The sequence below is a fragment of the Haloarcula sp. HT12 genome (assembly GCF_055271655.1).
This window is the reverse complement of record NZ_JBUXKW010000002.1, coordinates 295,881-317,107: the sequence shown is the minus strand read 5'-3', so window position 1 is coordinate 317,107 and position 21,227 is coordinate 295,881. Positions and strand designations below refer to the sequence as shown.

The window sequence follows — 21,227 nt, the reverse complement described above, 5'->3', positions numbered from 1 at the left end:
CGTCCTACGTGTTGATCGGGGCTTCACCACTGCGGTGATGTTCGGGCCACTCGCCAGCAGCGGGAGACTGGGGATCGATATCTGCGACGAACCGCATCGTCGTGATATTGAGCGCGAGTCCCAGAAAGCCGCCGCCGATGATTCCGATGGGGAGGCCGACCGCAGGAACGTTGACGACGACGGCGGTCGCCATCGCCGAGACGAGCACCACGAGCCCCACATAGCCGACTGTGTAGGAGAGATACGGCCCGCCGTCGACAGCCAGTTCGTACGAGCCCCGAGCCGCCGCCAGCAGGCCGGTTTCGCGCAACACGAGCAGATACGGCGTGGCCCAGAACAGATAGCCGACAGCCAGCAGCAACGGCACGAGGACGACGAATACCCCCAGAACCGCGCCACCGCCACCGACCCCTCCAGCACCGACTGCGCCCAGCGCGAACGGCACCAGGAACAGATACGGCAGGACGGTGACCGCGAGAAACGAGAGGAAATAGGCCCGGGCGCTCGCAGCGAAGTCGTCGTCGCGGTCGACGAGACACGCGGCGATAGCGCCGAAGTAGCCCGCACTCAGGCCGGCCCGCAAGAGAACTGCCAGCGGGACGACCACCACGGTGAACGGAAGCGATAGCGGGAGGCCGGCGTTCACCGACACGCCGGTGCTGGGCGGATCAACGAACTGCCAGATGGTTACGACGGACACGGGGACGCCGAATTTGATGCCGACGTGGACCCCGTCGTAGGTGAGTACCTGCCGGAGACTATCCGTCTGCATGAGCGCCAGCAGTATCGGAATCAGTGCCAGCGGCAGCTGTTCACGCGCTCGTCGCCACCCATCCGCCAGCCGAACGGTGAATATCGGCATCAGTCGCGCTCTCCCGGCGGATTCGAGTGCCTGTCTGGCTCAGAGCGGGGCACGCACAGCGCCGCCGCTCCGAGGCGTCGCTGTGCAGCGGTCGGGCGATTGGTGGAGGGCATCGGCTGGGATATCCGCACACGCTATCATATTTGTTCTGGTGGGGCAACGTTGCTGTCCCGTGCCACCCAACAGTTAGGCGTCCACCGACCGAACTGCCGCCATGAGTCTCGATACCGTGTTCGGGCAGGTGCCGGACCCGCAGTCGTACTCCTTTCCGGACTACTCGCTTCCCCAGGGTGACCCAGTCAAACCCATCGCGCTGACCGCCGACGAGCTGACGGCGCTGCTCGACCTCTATGACGCGTTCAGTTCCGTGGACCCCACAGGCATGGACTCGAACCCGTTCCTCCGGGCGACCAGCGAGTTCCTCCAGCAGACGCTCGGCGCGCCACTCACCCGCCCTGACGAGGAACTGAACGACGACATCGCCGCCCTGCTCAACGACTTTTCGGGCGATCTGAGCGACCAGTCGATGGGCGTCGTCGACGCGACGCCGGCCCACCACCGGACGCTGTACTTCTTTCTGACCAGTTGCAAGGCGTACCACGTGGCCCCGCACCTGCAGTTCGACCCCGACCCGGCCGCCGTCGAGACGCTGTATGCCGTCTACGAACGCGTTACCGAGCAGGCGTTCTACCTCAAGCGGCCCAAAAGCGTGCTTGAGTGACCGCCGAGACGTGCACCGGTGACGCTCCGGTCCGTTTATCGGGGAGCGAGGTAAACTGCCGCCAATGACAGCCGACCAGCCCGAGATTCCGGTCGTTTGCGAGGCCTGTGGGACGCGGACCTCGGTCGCGTTCGAGGACGTCGAGGACGCCGTCGCGCGCCACAACGAACAGCTCCACGACGGGGAGCCGGTCGCCGAAGTCGACCCTGCCGTGCTGGAGGAACTTGCCGACCGGCTGGCGAAGGACATCGGCCTGCTGGAGTAGGCAGCTGTCCAGCGTCAGTCGTCGAGCGGGAGCCGCTCGTAGGCCTCGCGATCAGCGCCGGCGGCGAGCGCTTGCGGCCACAGTCGGCAGACGTTCTTCACGGTCCGTGGGCCGAGGACGTGTGGCGAGACGAACCGGGGCCGCTCTGGCGCGGTCCCGGCCCCCTCGCCCAGCGCGAGCACCGCGCCGGTGAGGTCGGCGAGCGGGATACACGCGAGGTCGCCGTTCGCCGATTCGAACTGGACGTGCGTCGTGTCGCCGGGCATCGCTGCCGCCTCCAGCAGGTCGAACACGGACACACCTGTGTACTCGCGTTCGATACGGTCGCCCGAGGCACACTCGAACGCGACCGGCCCGCGGACGACATCGAACGGGAGCGCCGCAGGGTCGACATCCCAGGGGAGCAGGAGTGGATCTGCCCCGTCGATACGGACCGTCTGGCGGCTCTCCGACCTCCGTTCCATACCTGTCGTTGCTACTGGACGGCCTTCAGATGTTCGCTGCTGGAGGGCTGAAACTCGCGGACAAATCGGTTAGGTCACTCACTCCCGCGAGTGAAGCGAGTACGCGATAAAGAGGACGCCGACGAACTGGAACGCACGAGTGACGAGCGTGAGCGGTTGCTGGAACTGGCTGGGGAGCAGCCCCTGCCGCAGGAAGAGCGAGCCGACGAACGCGACGGCGAAGGCCACCGCCGTGAGACAGAACAGCCCGACCGAGAGGTACTGCATCGCGCGGCTGTTGTGCCGTCGATACCCCCGGTAGGCCTGGTAGCCGACGTACCCGCCCAGTACTGTCGAGCCGAACGCCAGGGCGGTGATGAGCCAGTTCATGAGCGATTCGATGGCGACCATCTCAGAGGTTCTCCCACATTTTTGTGAATCGGTCCGCGGTGTCCTGTTCGTCCTGTCCCGGGAACGCCGGCGGTTCGGTCCGCTCGATTGCGGTCTCGAAATCGCCGTCGGCAAGCGCCAGCGAGACCTCCGAGAGCGTGGCAGCGAACAGGCTGTAGTCGTTGCCGCCCGTCTCTATCTGGGTCTGCTCCTCGATGAGGCCGTACTCCTGGAGCCACTCGACCCGTCTGTACACGGTCGGTTGTGACATCTCACACTGGTCGGCGAGCTGTTTCGCGGACATGGGTTTGACACTCGTTGCTGCGAGGATGTCCCGGGCGTACTCGTCACTGAGCAGGTCGAGGATGTCGCCCACGGCCGGGTCCTCACTCACGTACTGGGCCAACGTCCCGTCCCTGAATAAAAGGTCCCGTCAGTTTCCGAGTCAGAAGTCAGCCGCGTCATAGAAGGGCGCAGTGTCAGCGGAGACCAGCGCAGTCAGGGCGCGTCCTCGGGCACAGGCGGACGGAGCGGGGGGACCAGTTCGCGGGCGGCATGGCCCACATCACCCCCAGGGTGACAGCCCCGGGAAGCCCGGGGCAGTGTGGTGGACAGACAGCGGCCGTCGCCGGAGGGCGTTGGTGGCACGGTGTTGTCAGGGCCGCTGCACTCGTATCGAGGGACGGTTGCATCATATAAGGTGGAGTCGAACTTCTGGCCCAGAAAACGGCGGCTTGATATGCCAGCGAGAGGGGTCACTCGGCGGCCGGACAGCCGACCGACTGGCCGACCGCAATGAGTCGGTCCGCGGACACCCCCTCACCGCGAATCGTGTACCGGTAGCGCTCACAGCTCCAGGACAACGACGACGTCGGTCCGCGGGTGAGCTGTGCCTGCCGGCCATCGATTGTCACCTGCTCGTCGCCATCCGAGAGCGAATACGTGTAGTTGTACTTGGCGACGGTGATCAGACTCGTCCGGTTCGCGTATCGGAGGCCGACGCCGCGGATCTGACCGCGGGTCTGTGTCGCGTAGGTCAGTTCGTATCCCGGCGGGATGTCGGGCTCCGGGACCCGCATCTCCGCCTCGGCTTCGAGTGCGCTGACCGATTCGTAGGTCACCGTGTCCGGCGTCTCCGGGACGGTGACGGTCGTGTCGTCCGGGAACTCTGGGGTGAACACGTCCTCGGCGACGCCGGTGTCGTAGCTGACGTTCGTGTACGTCGTGGTCACGACTGTGTGCTCACCGTCTGTCGTCCAGGCAGTGCGCTTTTTCACCGGGAAGAACCGTTCCGTATCGACCCAGATCGTCTGCTCGTAGGCCGCTGTGTCGTTTTCCGGTGCCACGTGGACGACGTACGCTTCGCGCCCGTCGACGGACTCCGTGCCGCGGTAGCTGACGGTCATCGCCTCGGCACGTTCGGCCGGTTGCCCCTCGCCACGGGGAACGACAGGCAACGGCTCGACTGATTGTGGGTCAGCCGTCTCTGTCGCCGTGGACATGTTGAGCTTCGTAAGGAGGCGCTGCAGCCGCTCACCCCGGTCCGATTCGGCCCCGCTGAGCGAGATACGTGTCGCGGTCGCGCGGCTTCGGTTGTACAGCCACAGCGCCGACCCGTTGGACACCCGCAGATCGTATCGCTGTGCGGTGCTGTTGACGACTGCCAACCGTTTCTTTTCGGTTCCTGGCTGGAGCGTGGCGTCGTAGGTCGTCCGGCTCGCGACCGTTCCGTTTCGCGTAATCGTGGTCGTCTGGGTCGCGTTGACGCCGTCTATCGACGCGTAGCGTTGCTGGACGTCCGCGTCGATCTGGGGTTGGTCGGCTGTCCCGGTACTCGTGAACGCGAGCGACCACGTCGCAACAGCCAGCACACCAACGACGACCACCGTCGCGATGGTGAGCACCAGTCGTTCCGATGTGAGGTGTCGAGTGACCATATCTGGGGAACAGGGCGGGGGACTGCCCGACGCTGTGCGCTCTCTGAGCGACAGTGTTACCTATCACATAACCGGCATCATAAGTAAAACCTCCTGTCCGCCGCGGTCATACTGTCGGCTGTAAGTCTGTGAAGAATTTCGCCACCCCGGGGTGGCGACTATCTTGAAATAGTTACAGCCGACAGTATCAGTAGTCCCCGAGCACGCCGAGCCGTCTGGCCCGCCGGGTCGTGTACTGGAACACGACATAGCCCAGCAGGACGTAGCCCAGCGGGACGCCCACGAGCAGCCCCAGGTCGGCGGCGGAGAACTGCCAGAGCCGGGTCCCGTCAACCATCGCCCGCTGGAGCAGCGCGCTCCCGTGAGCCAGCGGCAGGACCCGCGTCCAGCCGAGTTCGAACACGGGCGCAGAGATAAGGATGATGAACCCGAACTGGAGCAGATTGAGCCAGTTGCCGATACGCTTGTACAGCACTGCGACCCCACCCGCCGCGAATCCCAGGCCCAGTACCGACGCGATGGTCAGCGACGCGACCACGACGACAGTGAGGACGTTCAACTGGAGCGATGTCCCGGTGATCGCCAGCATCACCGCCAGCACGACCGTCGAGGTGATGAACGTCCGGACGACTTTCGCGATGCCCTTGCAGAACGCGACCGGCGCGAAGCCAAACGGCGTCATGACGTGGCGTTCGAGCGTCCCCCACTGGGCCTCGCTCCCGATGTCGTTCGAGATGGACTGGTACGCGCCGACGGAAAGCGACCACAGGAAGTAGCCGACGATGATCCCCTCGATGGAGTCGGTTATCGCCTGCCCGGCGAGCATCCGGCCGCCGTAGAACAGCAGGCCGAAAAAGAACACCGAGATGACGATGCCGCCGACGGCGTTGGCCGGATAGCGGACGAAGATGAGGTACTCGCGGTACAGCACCGCCCGCGCGAGGTCGAGATAGCCCGCTTGCATGGCAGTATCGATAGACGGGGTACCGGCACCGTCACCGCTGTCCGCGTGCGTGTCGGCGCTCGGTGTCATCGATCTGGCTCCGTCTCCGTCATCGTTCCTGCCCCGTGATTTCGACGAACACGTCCTCTAAATCCGGTTCGACCGTGCCGACACCCGTAAGCGTCACATCGTGGTCGCGACACAGCGCGAGCAGGCGGTAGAACCCGTCGCTGTCCGTCGCCACCTCGACGCGGCGGCCCCGCTCGACGCTCGTCACGTCGACCACCTCGAAACGCTCCCGGATAGTCGCGAGCAGGTCGTCGGTGATGTCGGGACTGGTGACGGCGAACGCGCTTGCGGTGAACTGGTCGAGCACGGCCGGGACGCTGTCGTCGGCGATAATTTCCCCCTCGTTCATGATGATGACCCGGTCACAGACGTCCTCGATGACGTCCATGTCGTGGCTGCTGACGACGGCCGTGAGGTCGCGCTCGTCGACGATGCGGCGCAGTTCCCGTCGCAGCGTCAGCGAGCTTTCCACGTCGAGCCCCAGCGTCGGCTCGTCCAAAAACACCAGGTCGGACTCGCTTGCCAGCACACTCGCCAGCGACACCTTCTGTTTCATCCCGCGGGAGAGATCCCGAACGGGTTCGTCGGCCTTCTCCAAGAGGTCCAGTTTCGCCAGCAGCCGCTCGTGTCGATCGGCGACGGCGTCCGGTTTGACGCCCTTGATCGTCGAGAAATAGCGCAGGTTCTCCCGGACGGTCAGCCGCCAGTAGTCGTTGCGCGCACCTTCGAGCATCCCGTCGACGTGGCGGTACGCCGCCCGGGGGTTCTCGCTCATGTCGATGCCCTGAACACGGATGCGGCCGGAATCGGGCAACACCAGCCCGAGAATCGATTTGATCGTGGTCGTCTTGCCCGCCCCGTTGGGTCCCAGCAGGCCGACGACCGTACCCTGCTCGATGCGAAACGACACGTCGTCGACGGCCGTCACCGCGTCCGCACCGCTGCCGAACTGCTTGGACAACCCCTCGACGGCGAGCGCGGGCCTCGCTCCGTCCCTCGTCGCAGTCGACCGCTCGGTGGTCCGCGAGCCCCGCTGGTGGGGCCGCTGGGATGACATTACCGACAGTGAGGGCTTCAGAACCAAAAGGCCAGTCACGCCCCGCGGTGGGGCTGCCGTCGGCGTCGCTGTTCCGTCCCCGGTGTCTCCCCTGCCTGCTCAGGCCGGTTCGAGGCCCGTTACCTCGAACCGTGCGCCGCCGGTCTCGCTTTCGGTCGCTGTGACCGTCCAGCCGTGGACCTCGGCGATCCGCTGGACGATTTTGAGCCCGAACCCGGTCCCGTCCTCGCCGGTCGAGTACCCCCCTTCGAACACCTGTTCGCGGTCGTCCGACGGGATGCCCGGCCCGTCGTCCGCGACGTAGAAGCCGTGCCGATCCGCGTCTTCGATGACTCCGACCCGCACAGTTGCGGTCGCCCCGCCCTGGTCGGCGGCGTCGCTCGACTGCGACCGACCGCCCGTGGAACCATGTTCCACACTGTTCCGGAGGAGGTTCGCCAGCAGTCGGCGGAGTTTCGCCGTATCGGCCCGTACCTGGCGGTCGGCCTCGACGACGAGCGTGGCCCGGTCCGCGTCGACGGTCTGCCAGCACTCCTCGACGATGTCCGCGAGCGCGATAGATTCGATATCGGTCGCCGTTTCGCCGGCGCGCGCAAAGGCCAGGAGGTCGTCTATCAGCGCCCGCATTCGCTCGTGGGCACGCGATACCTCGTCGAGCGAGTCGCTGTCACAGTCCGCTTGGGCCAGTTCTAGATTCCCTTCTGCGACGGTCAGTGGGTTTCGGAGGTCGTGGCTGACGATGCTGGTGAACTCGTCGAGGCGCTCGTTCTGGCGTTCCAGCCGCCGTTCGTACGCCCTGCGTCGGGAGATGTCCCGGCCGATACCGACCGCTCCGGCTATCTCCCCGTCGGTGTCCGTCAGCCGGGCACCGGTAAACTCGTATGGAACGCGCTCCCCGTCGGCAGTCCGGAGCTCAGCTTCGACAGTCGTTCGCCCGTGTTCCACCGCCTGATTTATCGCTTCGCGGATCGTCTCGCGCTCGTCGGCGGGGAAGAAATCACGGACCGCCATACCATCGATCTCGGCGTCGCTATATCCGGTGACTTCTGGAAAGCGTGCGTTCCACCGCCGGAGGTCACCGTCAGACCCGACAACGTAGAACAGGTCATCGAGCGTATCGAGCGCCTGGTCGATGAATTCGCGCTTCTCGCGGAGCTGGCGCTCACGGTCGAGGCGGTCAAGCGCCGCCGTCGCGTGGACCGAGAGCGTCTGTGCGAGCGTGACGTCCGTATCGTCGAACGCGCTGGCCTCGCACGACCCGATGAGGAGGACGCCGTGGTCCCCGATCGGAAGGATGAGTTCGCTGCGGATGTCCGTCTCCGGGTTGTACCGGTCCGGGTTCGAACTGATGTCGTCGTGGACCTGCGTCTCGCCGGTTTCGAAGGCCTGCCACGCGAGCCCGTTCCCGGGTGTGAACACCGGCGGAGTGCCGATGAGTTGCTCGACCTGTTCGGTCCAGGCGACCGGGTGCAGATCGTCGCCGTCGGCGAAGTGGACCGCGTTGGCCGGCATGTTGAGGATCGTCCGGGCCGCGTCCACTGTGACCTGGGCAATCGCGTCCTCGGTCGTGGCTCGCATGAACGCTCTGGCAGTCGTGTGTAATTCTTCGATGGCGCGCTCGCGCCGCGTGTTGTGTCCGCGTTCGATCGCATCGGCCGTCCGTTCGACGGCGTCGACGACGCTGTGTGCGAGTCGCGCGTACGGCTCGGCGCTACCGTCGACTCGGAGATACTCGGTGACACCGGCCGAAATCGCGTCGCTGGCGGCTGCCTCGCTCCCCTCGCTCGTAAACAGGACGAACGGCAGGTCCGGCGCTCGCTTGCGGACCGCATCGAGGAACTCGACGCCGGTCCGCTCCGGCAGGTCGTAGCCGGCGACGACGCAGTCGAACGCACTCTCGTCGAGTCGGTCGAGTCCATCGGAGACGGTCGTCTCTGTCTCGACCGTGATACCACAGTGCTCCTGTTCCAGAGCACTCGTAGCCTCCTCGACGAGGGCCGGATCGTCGTCGACGTGGAGCACGCGGATCCGGTCTGGCATTGCCGTATAGCAGTGACGACGCGTGTATACCTTTTAGGGCGTGAGTATCTCTGCTGAGAATCAGGTGGCAGCCGCTACTCGTCGTCCAGTTCCGCCTGCCACTCCTGGACCTTCGCCATCAGTTCGACCGGCGGCGTCTCGTTGACATCCAGCTCCGTCAGCTCCGAGAGGACGGCCTCGGTTTCCGGATCGAGTGATGCTGCTGTCTCGTCGCCTGCAGACCCCTCGGCCGCGGCCTCCCCGGGCGCCTGTTCGGGGCTGCCGTCGGTCGCCACTGGTTCGGCAGCCGAGCCGGCCGACGTGTCTCCCGACTGGGCCGTGCCGTCCCTGAACTGGCCCGAATCCAGGTCGAAGACGGCCTGTGTCGTCCCGCCGCCACCCCCTTCACTCCCCCGAATCTCGATGGCCTTGTCGTCGCGCAGGCGGTCGAGCACCGCCTGTGACCGGTCGACGACCGGCTCGGGAACGCCGGCGAGGTCGGCGACGTGGACGCCGTAGGAGCGGTCGGTCGGCCCGTCTCGCACCGTTCGGAGGAATGTCACGTCACCGTCGCTCCCCGCTGAACGCGGTTCACCGTCGACCGCGACGTGGACGTTCTCGACGGTCGGCAGCTCCTCGCCCAGTGCGGTCAGTTCGTGGTAGTGAGTCGCAAACAGCGTCTTCGACTGGATCGAGTTGACGATGTACTCCGTCGCCGCCCAGGCGATAGAGATGCCGTCGAAGGTAGCGGTCCCGCGGCCCACCTCGTCCAGGATCACGAGTGACTCTTCGGTCGCCGAGTGGAGGATATTGGATAGCTCCTGCATCTCGACCATGAACGTCGAGCGGCCCTGTGCGAGTTCGTCCAGCGCGCCGACGCGCGTGAAGATGCCGTCGACAAGTCCGACCGTCGCGGACCGGGCCGGGACGAAACTGCCTACCTGGGCAAGCAGCGTGATGAGCGCGGCCTGGCGCATGTACGTGGACTTCCCGCTCATGTTCGGGCCGGTGACGATGAGGAACTGGCGGTCCTCGTCCATGGAGAGGTCGTTCGGGACGAACTCGGTGGTCTGCTCGACGACGGGGTGGCGGCCGGCCTCGATTGAGAGTTCGTTGCCCTCGACGACAGCCGGCCGGGTCCAGTCGTTCTCGACGGCATGAACCGCGAGCGACGCGAACGCGTCCAGTTCAGCAAGCGTCCGCCCCACGTCCTGCAGCAACGTCGCGCGCTCGGCCACCCGCTCCCGGAGTTCCTGAAATCGCTCGTACTCCATGTCGTGGCGACGCTCCTCTAGTCGTAACACGTCCCGCTCCTTCTCGTCGAGTTCGGGCGTCGTGTAGCGTTTGGAGTTCTTGAGCGTCTTGACGTGCTGATACGATTCTGGGACGGCGTCGGTCTCGCTCTTGCCGACCTGGATGTAGTAGCCGTCGGTCTTGTTCCGGTCGACCGAGAGGTGGGTGATACCGGTCCGCTCCTTCTCGCGGTCCGGCAGCGTCTCCAGCCACTCCAGGGCGGCCTCGTGCTCGTCGATGATCGCATCGAGGTCGTCGTCGTACCCCCGCCTGAACAGGCCGCCCTGGCGCACCGTCCCGGGCGGGTCCGCGACCAGCGCGCTGTCGAGGTCCGCGGCCAGCGCGTCGGCCGCCTCGCGGTCGGCACCGGCAAGGGCATCGGCCAGCGGCGACTCGGCCAGGCGCTCGGCCTCGGCCACGGCATCGGCGACTTGCCCCAACAGTGCCAGCGTCTCCTGAACCGCCCGCAGGTCCCGGGCGTCGGCACTGCCCGACGTGGTCCGCGCCGCAAGCCGTTCGAGGTCGTAGGCGTCCGACAGCGTCTCTCGGATCCGCTCGCGGGCCATCGCTGACTCCGCCAGCGCCGACACGCAGGCCTGTCGCCGCGTGAGTTCCGCCCGGTTTCGCCGGGGCCGCTGGAGCCACCGCTGGAGCAGTCGCCCGCCGGCGGCCGTGACGGTGTGGTCGATAGTGTGGAACAGCGACCCCGAACTGTCGCCCTGCATCGTCTCGGTGAGTTCGAGGTTGCGCTGGGTCGTCGCGTCGAGGTCGACGTGGTCGCGCTCGCCGTACGCCTGGAGGCGCGTGACCGCCGCGAGCGTGCCGACGCCGGTATCTTCGACGTAGGACAGCACCGCGCCGGCGGCCTGCACGGCTACGTCCTGCTCGCCGATGCCGACGCTGTCGACCGTTTCGTCGCCGAACTGCTCGCGGACAGTGTGGCGCGCCCGGCCCGGTTCGAACGACGCCGAATCGTGCAGCGTCAGCGCCGCGTCCGTGCGCTCGCGCAGGCGGTCGAGGAACTCGTCGTCGTTCCGGAGTTCGGGACCAGGGAGGATTTCCGCGGGCGCAAACGTGTACAGTTCCGTCAGCGCCTCGCCCGCGTCGGCGTCGTCCAGTTGCGTAACCTGGAACTGGCCCGTGGTCACGTCCGTCGCGGCGATGCCGTAGGTGTCGCCGCCGTCCCGGCCGGTCTCCCGGACGACCGCGGCGAGGTACTGCGCCGACTCGTCGCCCGTCTCCAGATGCGTTCCGGGCGTGACGACCCGCGTTATCTCGCGGGCGTGGCCGTCCTCGGTCTCGTGCTGGTCGGCGATAGCGACCCGGTAGCCCCGCTCGACCAGCGCGGAGACGTACGGCGTCAGGTCGTCGACCGGGACCCCCGCCATCGGGTACGAGGAGCCATGTGAGGACTTCTGGCTCACCTTCAGGTCGAGTTCGTCGGCGACGATCTCGGCGTCTTCGGCGAAAAACTCGTAGAAATCGCCACACTGCATCGCCAGCAGGTCCGCGTCGGTCCCCTCCTTGATCGTGAGGAACTCCCCGACGATTCCCGTCGCCTCTGTCATACACGTCCGTGTGGCCGTCCCGGGCGTAAGGATTGCGGGTCCGGTGTCGACTGTGGTACCGTTGCCGACCTGCCAGTAGCCAGAACGCCTCTCGGGGCTCACTTCCCATGTCCCGGTTCGAGAGCGAGCACAGTGAGCCCTCGGCATCTTTCAGCCCCATCCGTTCTGGATTGGTCGATCTGCTTCGCTCGTGGCTTTCCGGGCGTTCGAATCGCCGCGGTCACGGATCGCGACAAGCGACAGGTCCCTAACCTATTCATGTGCCAGGAGCGGAGTGGCCGTATGCAGCGACAGTCCCTCCTCGTGGCGGTTGTCGCCGCGATCGCGCTGCTGTCGTTCAGCGTCGGCGCTGCGAGCATCGACGCCGCGACCGGCTCCGACCGGGCGGAGATGACCCGGGACGACAGCGAGATCGACAACCCCGACGGACAGGGTCTCAGCGACCCGCCAGGTAGTATCGACCCGCCGGAAAGCGACGGCGGTGCCCGCGCGCTGCTGCCGAGCGTCCCCGCCCCGGCAGTCGGTGCGCTCGCCGTCGGCCTCGCGGTGGGCCTGGTCGTCCTCTGGCGACTGGCCGGCCAGAGCCGGACAATCGACGAAACAGGGGGCGAAACACCCGCAGTCGCAACCGCGGAGTCCGCCGGATCACCCTCCCATAGCGCGACTGAAATCGACGTCCCCCTGACCAACGACGTGTACCGCGCGTGGGCCGCTCTCGAAGACGCGGTGACACCAGCGGACAGCGCGTCGTCGCCACGGGACATCGAGGCGGCGGCAACGGGTTCCGGGGCCGACCCCGACGCCGTCGCGTCGCTCAGGTCGGTGTTCGAGCGGGTGCGCTATGGCCGGGAGCGGCCGGACGCCGGTCTGGAGTCACGAGCACGCGAAGCGCTGGAACGGGCCGCCGACAGCGGGGACGGTATCGCGGCGAGTCCCGACGACGTGGCTCCGGAGAGCGAAGAGGCTAATGAGTCCGCAGGGGAGGGAGACACGTGACGCTACGCCGGGTCCCGCTGGCACTCGGCCTCGTCGCCACAGCCGTCGGCCTCGGACTGGCTGCCCTCGGCGCGCCGTTGTTGCCCTCGGGTGCCGTCTCGGACCTCCCGATACTCGCCGTGGCCGTCTTCGCCGGCGGCGTCGCGCTCCTCGCACTCCTCGTTCGGTCCCTCGACAGCGAGCGCGGCGTGGCGCTGCCGGACACTGACAGCCAGTACGTCACGGTCCCCGGCGACGATATCGACGAGGCGCTTGCCGCTGGGGCCGGACAGGAAGCCATCCGGCGGCGCGTCGAAGGGGTCGCGATCACCGTCCTCCAGCGTGATGGGCTCTCTCCCGACGAGGCGACGGCCGCGCTCCGGTCGGGTGCGTGGACGGACAGGGAACCGGCGCGGGAACTGTTCGACGGCACACCGATATCGCTCCGGGCGCGGCTGTCCGGGTGGCTCTCGGGCGTCCGCCCGTTCCAGCGGCGCGTCGCCCACGCGACGGCCGAACTCCGGCGGCGCGACGAGGAGCGATGAGCGAGACCCACCGCACCGGCCGCTGGTTCGGGCTGGCCGGGGCCGCGCTGGTCGCCGTCGGCGTCGGGTTGGTCGGGCAGGTCCCATCGCTCGTGTTGCTGGGCGGGCTCGGCGTCACGCTGAGCGCGTACGACCGCGTCGCTGTCCCGCCGGCGGCGAACGTGTCGATACAGCGGACCATCACGCCGACCGACCCGGCGCTGGGCGAGCGGGTGACCGTCGCGCTGACCGTCCGCAACGACGGGTCCCGGACGATTCCGGACCTCCGGCTCGCAGACGGGGTCCCCGACTCCGTTCGAGTGGTCGAGGGGTCGGCGTCGCTCGGGACGGCGCTGCGGCCCGGCGCGTCGACGACGATTACCTACGAGATCACCGGCGGGACCGACCGCTGCGTGTTCGACCCGGCGACGGTTGTCGTGCGTGACGTGGTCGGCGTCGTCGCCCGGCGGACCCGGGTCACGGCCGAACCCGATACGGTCACCTGGGAACAGCCGGCCAGTTCGGCCCTCCTCCCGCTGGTTCCGGCGGTGGCCCGCCGGCCCGGAACCGTCCCCGTCGACGAGGGCGGCGAGGGCCTCTCCTTCTACGCGGTCAGGGAACACCGCTCGAACGACCCGCTCTCGCGCGTCGACTGGAACCAGTACGCCCGGACCGGCGACCTGCGGACCGTCGAGTTCCGCCGCGAGCAGTCCGCGACGGTCGTGGTCGTCGTGGACGCCAGATCAGCGGCCGCGCTGGCTCCACGACCGGACGCCGAGACGGCCATCGAGCGGTCGACGATGGCCGCCGTCGCCCTCGTCGAGGGGCTTCCCGAGGACGGCCACGAGGTCGGTATCGCGGCGTACTCGCCTGAAGGGGCGTGGCTCGCGCCCGGTACGAGCGCCGCCCACCAGCAACGGGCCCGTGACCTGCTCAGGACCGACCGCGCCTTCGCCGCGACAGCAGTCACTCGGGAGCCGAACACGACCAGACTCATCGCACAACTGCCGACGGCGGCGAACGTGGTCTTCCTCGGCCCGCTGTGTGACGACGACAGCGAGGCGCTGGTCCGCCGGTTGGCGGCCCAGGGCCACCCGGTGACGGTCCTGAGTCCCGACCCGACCGCGACGGACACGTCGGGACACCGGCTGGCGCGGCTCGAACGCCGCGAGCGGCTCCGTCGGTTGCGGGCGGCCGGGATATCGGTCCACGACTGGCACGGGACGGAGCCGCTGGCACAGGTGACCGAACGGGCCTGGCGGGGTGGCCGATGAGAGCGCGAGCCGGGGTCGTCTGTGGCGGTGCGGCCCTCGCACTGAGTGTCGTGACGCTGTTTACCGCCGGCATCAGCGCGGTTTCGACCGCCGCCGCCCTCGTCGGCGTGGTGCTGCTCGCCGGCGGACAACTGATCCAGTCCGGCCGGCTGGTCGACCTCGCCAGCGCGTCGCTGTTCCTTGGGCTGCTAGTGGCCGCCCTCCAGGGAGCGACGACCACGACAGTGCTTGTCGCCGGCGGTGCGACGGTGCTGGCCTGGACGTTCGCCCATGCGGCACTCGACATCCACGCGGACCTCGGGACCGCCCCCGGAACGCCCGTCGAACTCACGCACGTCGCGGGGACGACGGGACTGGTCGGCGGGAGCGTCGTCGTGACGACTCTGCTGTTTCAGCTGAACGTCCCGCCGCTGTCCCCGCTAGCGCTTGCAAGCGTCGTGTTGGGTGCAATCGCGTTGACAGCGGCGCTCAGGCGGTAGCGGGGCGGGGGCGGTTTCGGTCACTCCCGCGTCGGTTCGGCCTCGGACTCCGGGGTGTCGGCCAGCGTAAGTACGTCATCGGCATCGGAGAGCGGCAGCCTGAGCGAGACGGTCGTCCAGCCGTCGGCGCGTTCGTACTCGATGCCGCCCCCGGCCGCTTCGGCGACCCACCGAGCGAGCCAGATGCCGAGGCCGCTCCCGTGCTGGAGGTTGGTGATGTCCTCGTCCTCGAACACGACGGCCCGCTCGACGGCTGGGATACCGGAGCCGTCGTCGAGGACGCGGACGAAAGCGTCGCCACCGGCCCGCTCGGCCGTGATTCGGACGGCTGTGCCGGCAGGTGTGTGTCTGACCGCGTTCTCGACGAGATTGTCGACGGCGTCGTAGACGGCCGTTCCGCCGGTGACCGGGAGTGTCCCGGGAAGGGCCGTTTCGACCGGTGTATCGGGACGGTAACTGTCGGCGACGGCCCGGGCCAGCGCCGCCGCGTCGACCGACTGGCCGGCTTCCCCGTTGAGTGCGGTCTCGACGCTACGGGCCTTCTCGCTGACAGCGGCGAGCCGGTCAGCCGCGTCAAGGGCGCGAGACGCGGCCAGCGAGACTGACGAGTCGGCTGCGTGGGCACGGACGTATTCGGACATTCCGAACACGACGGAGAGCTCGTTGCGGAGATTGTGCCGCAGGACGCGGTGGAGCACGCGGAGACGGCGCTTTTGCCGCCGGCTGTCAGTCACATCCGTGTACATCGCGAACCCGCAGCGACGACCGTCGGCCGTGTCGTACGGGACGCCGCGATAGATGAACTCGCGGCAGCCGTCAGCCGTCTTTCGGGAGACGACAGCGTAGTTGATTTCGCCCGAGGCCGTCCGCTGGTCGTAGCTGACCGCCTCCTCGACGCGGTCGTTGGGGACGATGTAGTCGTTGAGCGGTTCGCCGACGATCTCCGCCCGGTCGTATCCGAAAGTTTCGACGAACGCGGGGTTGACGGTTCGCACGACGGGGACGAAGTTGACGATTTCAAAGCCGACGACCGCGTCCTGAATGAGGTCGAACAGGTACCGGAACGGGTCGGCCGCCTCGGCCGTTCGACAGAGCGAACCGACGACGGCCCCGTCGGCGGCTGTCGTGAGCTCAATCGTAACTGGGCCAGGGAGACTGCTCTGGGGAAGCGTGACTTCGCACGTGCGGGTCAGCCGGTCCGATGCGCCACTGACGGCCTGTCTCGCTGTGGCCAGCGCCTTACGGTCTTCGGCTGCGACGACCGCCTCGACAGGTGTCCCGATAAGTTCGTCACGCGTTCGGCCGAGCAGTGTGGCGAACTCCTCTGTCGCGAACGTGAACCGACCAGCGTCGTCGATGCCGAACATCAGTCGTCCCGGACGCGGAGGAAAGGCGGACTCGACAGCTGTGATACCGGTCGTTTCTCACCCACAGTGCCACGCGGTGAGGCCGTGAGCGACAGGGATACGCGGCCGTCAGTCCGCGTCAGCGTGAGTTCCTGGTCGGCAGCGCCGGAGTAAAAGGCCCCGAGCGTGGCCGGGACCGCGTCGTCGTTGATGACGTTGACTACTGTGTCGCGGGGTTCGAAGACGCCGTCGTCGTTCTCGTACCGGGCTTCTCTGGCGGCCTGTTCGCCCATCATCCGTATCTCTCCTTGAATGTTCCCGACAATGACCAGCGGGGCGTCCCGTCTGGTAGCTGTCGTCTCGTTAGCGGCAGCGAGTGAGGTCCGTTCGAGGTCGAACACGTTGTACCGGGCGTCCCAGTTCCCGAACGGGTCGAGGATGAACAGGGCGTCGCTGTCGAGTGCGTCTTCGAGCGACCGGTCGGTCGCCGCGAACGCGGCGGCCAGCGTCGACCGGTCCAGGGAGGGGGGCGGTGTCAGCGAGACCGCCCGGTCGGCGGCGACCGCCGTCGCACACAGTTGCGCGACGGCCCCGTCGACCTGCGTCCCGTCAGCGTGCCGGAGCACGGCCTGTCCACCCATGACGAGCCCGCCGCCACAGAGACCGTCGAGGCCGTCGATACCGGTCGGGACTGTCGGGGCGTCCGCCAGTCGGTCCTGCCGATCGGCCTCGGCAGCGGCGAGCACGTCGTCGATCTCATCGAGCATCGCGGTCTGTTCGGAGCGAGCGGCACGTATCTCCGAGAGGTCGTCTTCGATGGCGGCGGCGCGGTCCGAGACCGTTTCACACCGCTGTGCGACTGCCTCACTCGTCGTTGCCTGCTCGTCGGTCGCCGCCGAGACGGACGCGATGCCGTCGGCCGTCTCCGCGACGGTGTCGGCCACGTCGTCGAGCCGAGCCATCGCCGTGGTGACCTGCTCGGCCCCGGCGTCGATGCCGTCGATGGCCTCATTGAGCTGTGCAACGGTGTCGTCTGTGGCGTCCCGGACCGCCGCCAGCGTCGTTTCGATCTCCTCGGCCTGTTGCTGGGACTCTTCGGCGAGTCCCTTGATTTCGTCTGCGACGACGGCAAACCCGTCGGCATCGGTGGTGTCGCCCGCCCGCGCCGCCTCTATCGAGGCGTTCAGGGCGAGCATGTTCGTCTGGTCAGCGATGCGGTCGATGCCGGCCAGTGCATCGGCGATACTGTCGACCCGGTCCTGCAGGGCGGCCACTTCCTCGGCGACCGCCTGGCCCAGTTCGCGGACCTCGTCCATCGACTCGATGGCGTCGGACGCGGCCTCCCGACCGTCGTTCGCTGCGTCCGTTGCCCGCTGGCTCTGTTCGCTGACCTCGGTCGCGGTCGCAGCGATCTCCTCGATCGTAGCCGAAAGCGACGAGACGTCGTCGGCGATCCGCTGGGCGTCGGTCGCCTGTGCCGTTGCACGGTCGTCAATCGCCGCGAGCTGCTCGCCGACGGTCAACGACGCCGCCTGGACGACATCCAGTGCACCCTGTGCGTTCGCGACTGCCCGGTCCTCTGTCACGGCCGTCGACTGGTCCGGAACGGAGGGATAGTGATCCGAAGCCATAATCAGCTAGCTCCCTCCTGAAGAATGATCAATTTGTACAGTTTATCGGTGCTTTGTGCCACGTCTCTCCACTGTTTCCCGGGCATTTAAACTAAATCCGAATCTGTGGTCGCGAGATATAACCCTGTTGTCGCTGGCAACACCCGCCAGACGACTGCGCGCGCAAGGGAAAACGGCCTATTTGGGCCCCTCCGGCCCGAACTGGGGTCGACAAACGTCCAAAATTCCAGTGTGCATATACGGACTTTCTTGACGGAGAACAACCTTATATCCATAATATCATACCATAATCTGGACGGTCGTCTACCATATCCCCTCTAATTTCCGTGTTCATAAAGGCAAACCTTATGTAGTGGTGTTACCAGAGCCTTTCTCGTGAAAGAGTTGAAGAAGTTGAGCCAGAATGGGGGAAAGTTGGACATGCAGACGGCAGTCGATAACAAAACGAAACAGGTGAACTAGAAATGAGCTACACTGCACTACAGGTAGATCCGAGCGTACTCGCAGAAGGTGTCAACCTTCTGTGGGTACTGACAGTAACGTTCCTAATCTTCTTCATGCACGCAGGCTTCGCCATGCTCGAGGCGGGGCAAGTGCGCTCGAAGAACGTGGCGAACCAGCTAACGAAGAACCTCTTGACCTGGTCGGTCGGGGTCGTGATCTTCTTCCTGATCGGCTCAGGGATCAGTTCCCTGGTCGGCGGTAGCGGGTTTGCGCCCGCATTCGGCGCTGAGGCCGCAAACGACTACGTCGGCTGGCTGTTCGGCGCCGTCTTCGCGATGACGGCGGCGACCATCGTCTCCGGCGCGGTCGCCGGACGAGCCAAGCTCCGCGCGTACATCACGTACACCTTCCTGCTGGCAGCGGTCATCTACCCCGTTGTCACCGGGATCACGTGGGCCGGCGCGTACATCAGCTTCGGCGGCGAGGCGTTCCACGACTTCGCCGGCGGGATGATCGTCCACGGCATGGGCGGCATCGCGGGCCTCACGGCGGCGTACGTCCTCGGTCCACGCATGGGTCGGTACAACGAGGACGGTTCCGCGAACGTCATCCCGGGGCACTCGCTGACGTTCGCCGTGCTGGGAACGCTCATCCTCGCGTTCGGCTGGTACGGCTTCAACGTCGGGACGGCAGCGTCCGTCTTCGTCGTCGAGGACGGGTCGCTTGCGCTGGGGGCGTTCGCGACGGTCGGCCGTGTCGCGATGGCGACGACCATCGCGATGGCCTGCGGTGCGATGGGTGCCGGACTGGTCGCGTGGCTGAAAACCGGCAAGGTCGACACCCTGTACGTGGCAAACGGACTGCTCGCCGGGCTGGTCGGCATTACCGCGATTCCCGACACCACGACGTGGTGGGGCGCAATCATCGTCGGCGGCCTCGCGGGCGGACAGCTACCGGTCGTGTTCAGCTTCATCGAGAACCGGATGAAAATCGACGACGTCTGTGCCGTCTTCCCGGTCCACGGCAGCGCCGGCGTCCTCGGCACGCTGCTGTTCCCGTTCGTCGCCACGTCCGGCACGGTCGGATCAGTCGTCAACGCTTTCATCGCACAGCTGATCGGCGTCGTGGCCATCGCCGGCTGGACGATCCTCGCAACCGGGGTCGTCTGGTACGCGCTCAAACTGGCCGGCCAGGCGCGGGTCACGCCCGAACACGAGCAGGAAGGGCTGGACGTCAGCGAGCACGGCGTCGAGACCTACCCCGAGTTCGGTGGTGGCGAAAGCGTTGTCGCCGATGGTGGTAAAGTGAGCCCGAGCATGCGTACTGACGGAGGTTCCAAAGATGACTGACGAAACCGACGACTCCGAAATCAAGATGGTAGTCGCAATGGTTCGACCGGACAAACTCGGCGACGTGAAGAAGGCGCTCGCCGAGGTCGGCGCGCCCTCGCTGACAGTGACGAACGTCTCCGGCCGCGGCTCACAGCCCGCGAAGAAGGGGCAGTGGCGCGGTGAGGAGTACGTCGTCGACCTGCACCAGAAGGTCAAAGTCGAGACAGTCGTCGCGGACATCCCCGCAGAGGATGTCGTCGACGCTATCGCCGACGGTGCCCACACCGGTGAGAAAGGTGACGGCAAGATATTCGTCCTCCCCGTGGACAACGCCTACCAGGTCCGAACCGGCAAAGAAGGCCCAGAGGCAGTCTGAGCGGACGAAATGGTCGATGATACCGACAGACAGGTAGTGAACGCACTGCTCCAGGACGGCCGGGCGAGCGCCCGTGACGTCGCCGCTGCAACTGGCATCGCGGCGACCACGGTGTCGCGTCGGATGGACGACCTGGAGGCGACCGGTGTGATCGACGAATACACCGTCGACATCGATTACGGGGCGCTGGGCTACGACGTGACCGCCGTGTTCCAGCTCTCCGTCGAGGGCGACGGGCTCGGACGGGTGGTGGACCAGCTACGGGACCGACAGGAGATGATCGCGGTCTATGAGGTGACCGGCGACCACGACATCGTGGCCGTCGGGAAGTTCACCGACACGCAGTCGATGAACGAGCGGATAAAGACGCTGTTGACCGACGAGGATATCCGATCCGCCTCGACGTCGGTCGTGCTGAATACGGTGTGTGAACACGAGCAGTTCCCGGTCGACGGGACTGACGCCTGAACGCCTGCAGTTCCCTTTTCGCTGTCGGCCCGAACCGGCGAGATACGCAGACAGCCCCAGCGGTGGCGTTAAGCCGCTTGCGACGTTCCAGTAGGTATGGGCCTGAAAGTGGACGTGCGGAAGCTGGATCTTTTCAACCAGATGGCAAAAGAGGGGTCGGGGACAGTCGCCGAGAACCTCGGTCAGTTGACCGGGCTCGACGCGACAGTTCGGACCTCACAGATCAATTTTCTCGACATCGAGGACGTCAAAACACACATCGGCCACGAGGAGGGCGTCGGCATCTACGTCGAACTGAACGAACCCCCGTATGGCTACGTTCTGTTTCTGCTCGAACCGGCCGACAGCAAGCGGCTGGCCGGAGCGATGATGGGCGGGATGGGGGAACCGAGCGAGGGGGACGGGTTCTCCGACATGGAGCGGTCGGCGATGCAGGAGATCGGCAACATCATGACTTCGGCGTTCATCGACGGGTGGGCCAACGTCCTGGAGACGACCATCGACATGGGGACACCGAACTTCGTGTTCGGACCGGCTGACGGCATCGTCGACAAGATGGGCGGCTGGCCGGACTCTGACCTGGTGTTCGTCGTCGACTCGCGTATCACCGTCGACGACGGCGACCTCGGGATGACCGTGTACACGTTCCCCGAACTGGCGGACCTCGTCGCGCTCATCCAGGACATCGATCTCGACACCGACGTGGCCGTCGACACCGAAGCCGGCGACGTTCTGGACTGATATCGACCGCTGTCCCTGCCCCTGTTTACGAAGCGGCGGCGGTGTCCTGATTCGCTGACGGGCCAGTCGTC

Annotated in this window: 21 protein-coding genes; 10 read left to right on the top strand and 11 right to left on the bottom strand. The window is 66.5% G+C overall.

Translation table 11 applies throughout. The features are described 5' to 3' along the window. Nucleotides 1–4: 4 nt before the first annotated feature. The gene (locus tag ACY9XZ_RS06730) at nucleotides 5–862 is read right to left on the bottom strand and encodes a hypothetical protein (RefSeq protein ID WP_463456284.1); all 858 of its coding nucleotides are present in this window, start codon (nucleotides 860–862) and stop codon (nucleotides 5–7) included. 214 nt (nucleotides 863–1,076) lie between these two features. Here ACY9XZ_RS06730 and ACY9XZ_RS06725 point away from each other — a divergent pair, with 214 nt between their 5' ends. Both ACY9XZ_RS06725 and ACY9XZ_RS06720 read left to right on the top strand, forming a co-directional pair. Beyond that, complete coding sequence (locus ACY9XZ_RS06725) at nucleotides 1,077–1,583, top strand: hypothetical protein (RefSeq protein ID WP_463456283.1); 507 nt, start codon at nucleotides 1,077–1,079, stop codon at nucleotides 1,581–1,583. Between the two features lie 64 nt (nucleotides 1,584–1,647). Then, nucleotides 1,648–1,848, top strand: coding sequence for a hypothetical protein (locus ACY9XZ_RS06720; RefSeq protein WP_463456282.1), 201 nt, complete (start codon nucleotides 1,648–1,650; stop codon nucleotides 1,846–1,848). Nucleotides 1,849–1,862: 14 nt separating this feature from the next. Here the strand turns inward: ACY9XZ_RS06720 and ACY9XZ_RS06715 are convergent, their stop codons facing one another. From ACY9XZ_RS06715 to mutS, 8 genes are all read right to left on the bottom strand, one after another. Next, the gene (locus ACY9XZ_RS06715) at nucleotides 1,863–2,312 is read right to left on the bottom strand and encodes a molybdopterin-binding protein (RefSeq protein WP_463456281.1); all 450 of its coding nucleotides are present in this window, start codon (nucleotides 2,310–2,312) and stop codon (nucleotides 1,863–1,865) included. A gap of 78 nt (nucleotides 2,313–2,390) precedes the next feature. Next, nucleotides 2,391–2,702 carry a DUF7521 family protein gene (locus tag ACY9XZ_RS06710; RefSeq protein WP_463456280.1) on the bottom strand — a complete coding sequence of 104 codons (312 nt, stop codon included), beginning with the start codon at nucleotides 2,700–2,702 and terminating at the stop codon, nucleotides 2,391–2,393. Between the two features lies 1 nt (nucleotide 2,703). Further along, entirely contained in the window at nucleotides 2,704–3,075 is a 372-nt protein-coding gene (locus ACY9XZ_RS06705) for an ArsR/SmtB family transcription factor (protein ID WP_463456279.1), read from the bottom strand. Nucleotides 3,076–3,436: 361 nt separating this feature from the next. Further along, nucleotides 3,437–4,618, bottom strand: coding sequence for a LolA family protein (locus ACY9XZ_RS06700; RefSeq protein ID WP_463456278.1), 1,182 nt, complete (start codon nucleotides 4,616–4,618; stop codon nucleotides 3,437–3,439). Nucleotides 4,619–4,805: 187 nt separating this feature from the next. Further along, nucleotides 4,806–5,651 carry an ABC transporter permease gene (locus ACY9XZ_RS06695; protein ID WP_463456277.1) on the bottom strand — a complete coding sequence of 282 codons (846 nt, stop codon included), beginning with the start codon at nucleotides 5,649–5,651 and terminating at the stop codon, nucleotides 4,806–4,808. 19 nt (nucleotides 5,652–5,670) lie between these two features. Further along, complete coding sequence (locus tag ACY9XZ_RS06690; protein ID WP_463456276.1) at nucleotides 5,671–6,687, bottom strand: ABC transporter ATP-binding protein; 1,017 nt, start codon at nucleotides 6,685–6,687, stop codon at nucleotides 5,671–5,673. Between the two features lie 99 nt (nucleotides 6,688–6,786). Then, nucleotides 6,787–8,727, bottom strand: coding sequence for an ATP-binding protein (locus ACY9XZ_RS06685; RefSeq protein WP_463456275.1), 1,941 nt, complete (start codon nucleotides 8,725–8,727; stop codon nucleotides 6,787–6,789). 74 nt (nucleotides 8,728–8,801) lie between these two features. Then, nucleotides 8,802–11,567: a DNA mismatch repair protein MutS gene (gene mutS / locus ACY9XZ_RS06680; RefSeq protein ID WP_463456274.1), complete on the bottom strand. Its 2,766-nt coding sequence runs from the start codon at nucleotides 11,565–11,567 to the stop codon at nucleotides 8,802–8,804. Between the two features lie 282 nt (nucleotides 11,568–11,849). Between mutS and ACY9XZ_RS06675 the strand changes: the two genes are divergently transcribed. Genes ACY9XZ_RS06675 through ACY9XZ_RS06660 form a run of 4 tightly spaced genes read left to right on the top strand, consistent with a single transcriptional unit; the run spans nucleotide 11,850 to nucleotide 14,819 of the window. Then, entirely contained in the window at nucleotides 11,850–12,563 is a 714-nt protein-coding gene (locus ACY9XZ_RS06675; RefSeq protein ID WP_463456273.1) for a DUF4129 domain-containing protein, read from the top strand. Then, complete coding sequence (locus ACY9XZ_RS06670) at nucleotides 12,560–13,087, top strand: DUF7269 family protein (RefSeq protein WP_463456272.1); 528 nt, start codon at nucleotides 12,560–12,562, stop codon at nucleotides 13,085–13,087. Before ACY9XZ_RS06675 ends, ACY9XZ_RS06670 begins: the two co-directional genes overlap by 4 nt. Further along, complete coding sequence (locus tag ACY9XZ_RS06665; RefSeq protein ID WP_463456271.1) at nucleotides 13,084–14,340, top strand: DUF58 domain-containing protein; 1,257 nt, start codon at nucleotides 13,084–13,086, stop codon at nucleotides 14,338–14,340. Before ACY9XZ_RS06670 ends, ACY9XZ_RS06665 begins: the two co-directional genes overlap by 4 nt. Then, complete coding sequence (locus ACY9XZ_RS06660; protein WP_463456270.1) at nucleotides 14,337–14,819, top strand: DUF7519 family protein; 483 nt, start codon at nucleotides 14,337–14,339, stop codon at nucleotides 14,817–14,819. The genes ACY9XZ_RS06665 and ACY9XZ_RS06660 overlap by 4 nt, the downstream gene beginning before the upstream one ends. Before the next feature lie 20 nt (nucleotides 14,820–14,839). Here the strand turns inward: ACY9XZ_RS06660 and ACY9XZ_RS06655 are convergent, their stop codons facing one another. Together ACY9XZ_RS06655 and ACY9XZ_RS06650 are read right to left on the bottom strand one after the other, a co-directional pair. Next, nucleotides 14,840–16,186, bottom strand: coding sequence for an ATP-binding protein (locus ACY9XZ_RS06655; RefSeq protein WP_463456269.1), 1,347 nt, complete (start codon nucleotides 16,184–16,186; stop codon nucleotides 14,840–14,842). Continuing rightward, the gene (locus ACY9XZ_RS06650; RefSeq protein ID WP_463456268.1) at nucleotides 16,186–17,796 is read right to left on the bottom strand and encodes a methyl-accepting chemotaxis protein; all 1,611 of its coding nucleotides are present in this window, start codon (nucleotides 17,794–17,796) and stop codon (nucleotides 16,186–16,188) included. Before ACY9XZ_RS06650 ends, ACY9XZ_RS06655 begins: the two co-directional genes overlap by 1 nt. A gap of 464 nt (nucleotides 17,797–18,260) precedes the next feature. On the opposite strand from ACY9XZ_RS06650, the gene ACY9XZ_RS06645 reads away from it, so the two are divergent. From ACY9XZ_RS06645 to ACY9XZ_RS06630, 4 genes are all read left to right on the top strand, one after another. Next, nucleotides 18,261–19,589, top strand: a complete 1,329-nt coding sequence (locus ACY9XZ_RS06645) for an ammonium transporter (RefSeq protein ID WP_463456267.1) — start codon at nucleotides 18,261–18,263, stop codon at nucleotides 19,587–19,589. Next, the gene (locus ACY9XZ_RS06640) at nucleotides 19,582–19,947 is read left to right on the top strand and encodes a P-II family nitrogen regulator (RefSeq protein WP_004517663.1); all 366 of its coding nucleotides are present in this window, start codon (nucleotides 19,582–19,584) and stop codon (nucleotides 19,945–19,947) included. Before ACY9XZ_RS06645 ends, ACY9XZ_RS06640 begins: the two co-directional genes overlap by 8 nt. Before the next feature lie 9 nt (nucleotides 19,948–19,956). Continuing rightward, on the top strand, nucleotides 19,957–20,415 hold the full coding sequence (lrp, locus tag ACY9XZ_RS06635; RefSeq protein WP_463456266.1) for an HTH-type transcriptional regulator Lrp: 459 nt from the start codon (nucleotides 19,957–19,959) through the stop codon (nucleotides 20,413–20,415). Between the two features lie 96 nt (nucleotides 20,416–20,511). Then, nucleotides 20,512–21,156, top strand: coding sequence for a chemotaxis protein CheC (locus ACY9XZ_RS06630; protein ID WP_463456265.1), 645 nt, complete (start codon nucleotides 20,512–20,514; stop codon nucleotides 21,154–21,156). Nucleotides 21,157–21,227 lie beyond the last annotated feature (71 nt).